The following is a 1,543-nucleotide window of genomic DNA, read 5'->3' on the forward strand; positions in this document are numbered from 1 at the left end:
TGCCAGGTGGAAACGTAAGTAAAATCCGAAACCCATAGCCTGTTAGGGGCTCGTGCATGGAACTGACGCCGTACCAGATCCTGTGGACAGGGCCGTGCCGGATCGGGCCGTGTGGTTCTGACACCCTTACCACGAATGACGCCTTTCAGTCCCATCTGGCGCATCAGCCGCTCTACCGTGCAGCGGGCGACATCCAAACCTTCACGTTTGAGCTGATGCCAGACCTTGCGCGCTCCATAGACGCAGAAATTATCATTCCACACTCTACAGATGTCATCGCACAGCTCTTTGTCTTTCTGGCTGCGCACACAGGGATTTTTCTGTCTTGCCCGATAAGCGTAATAGGCAGATGGTGCAATCGACAGAACCCTGCAGATTGACCCGACACCATATGTCTGCCGATGCTCCTCAATGAAGCGTGTCATGGTCTGAAGATGCGGTCGAGCTCCGCCTGGGCAAAATATGCTGATGCCTTGCGCAGGATTTCATTGGCCTGCCGCAATTCGCGGTTCTCTCGCTCCAGTTGCCTGATCTTCTCTCGATCAGGCAGGTCACTCACCGCAGGCGCATTGGCACGTTCATGCAGACGGGTCCATTTTGACAGCGTGTCAGGATGAATATCCAGCTTTGGCGCGATCATCATCACCGCAGACCAACGTGATGGATGGTTCTTCTCTTCCTCCAGAACCATGCGGGCTGCACGTTCGCGGAATTCAGGCGGAAAACGCTTCGATTTGTTGCTCATGAATTCTTCTTACCTTACGGGTCGTTCTGTCTCCACAAAACCCGGGGCAATTCACTGGTGCAGGCCTTCTGCATGGACTGAAACTCGTCGCCGTCGCCATCGTCGCACAGGCCGTATGGGGCATGGCGCGCACGCTGTGTCCGGACCGGACGCGAGCTTCGATCGCGGTCACGGCCGCGCTCATCGTTCTGTTCGCCATCTCACCGCTTGCCCAGATCGCGGCCATCGTTCTCGGGGGCCTCGCCGGCTTGTGGCTTTGCCGCTCTGTGCAGACGTCAGATGGCGAGCATATTACACTGCCCGTATCGCATCGTGCAGGGATCGTCGCACTGGCTCTCTTTCTGGCGTTGCTCTTCGGTCTGCCCGTTCTCGCCTGCCATGGCGCACCAGAGGGCGTTTCCCTGTTCGACGCCTTCTACCGGTCAGGCGCGCTCGTGTTCGGTGGCGGTCATGTCGTGCTGCCCTTGCTGCACGAGGCTTTCGTGACATCGGGCTGGGTCAGCGACGACACCTTTCTCGCCGGTTATGGCGCGGCACAGGCGGTTCCGGGGCCGCTTTTCACGTTCGCGGCCTATCTCGGCGCGGTCGTCGGGCAATCTCCCCACGGTGTTGCCGGTGCCGCTTTCGGTCTTTTCGGCATCTTTCTGCCGGGCATCCTGGTCCTGATCGGAGCTTTGCCCTTCTGGGACACCTTCCGCAGCCAGCGGGCCGTTCAGGCGACGATGCGCGGCGTCAACGCAGCGGTCGTCGCGGAAATCTCACAGAAGGGTTGTACATCGGGTTAGATTATGAAAAAGT

Annotated in this window: 1 protein-coding gene, 1 pseudogene and 1 other annotated feature; of the genes and pseudogenes, one reads left to right on the top strand and one right to left on the bottom strand. The window is 58.7% G+C overall.

What is annotated here, in order from left to right; genetic code table 11:
• A pseudogene (locus APA10_RS15455) lies at positions 1-745 on the bottom strand (IS3 family transposase); the annotation flags it as partial.
• Positions 351-467, bottom strand: a sequence feature (AL1L pseudoknot). Its footprint overlaps the pseudogene before it by 117 nt.
• Before the next feature lie 68 nt (positions 746-813).
• Between APA10_RS15455 and APA10_RS11865 the strand changes: the two are divergent.
• Positions 814-1,530 (top strand): chromate transporter, encoded by a 717-nt coding sequence (locus APA10_RS11865; RefSeq protein WP_343204074.1) that lies wholly within the window; start codon positions 814-816, stop codon positions 1,528-1,530.
• Positions 1,531-1,543: the final 13 nt, after the last annotated feature.

The sequence above is a fragment of the Acetobacter pasteurianus subsp. pasteurianus LMG 1262 = NBRC 106471 genome (assembly GCF_000285275.1).
Classification (GTDB): Bacteria; Pseudomonadota; Alphaproteobacteria; order Acetobacterales; family Acetobacteraceae; genus Acetobacter; species Acetobacter pasteurianus.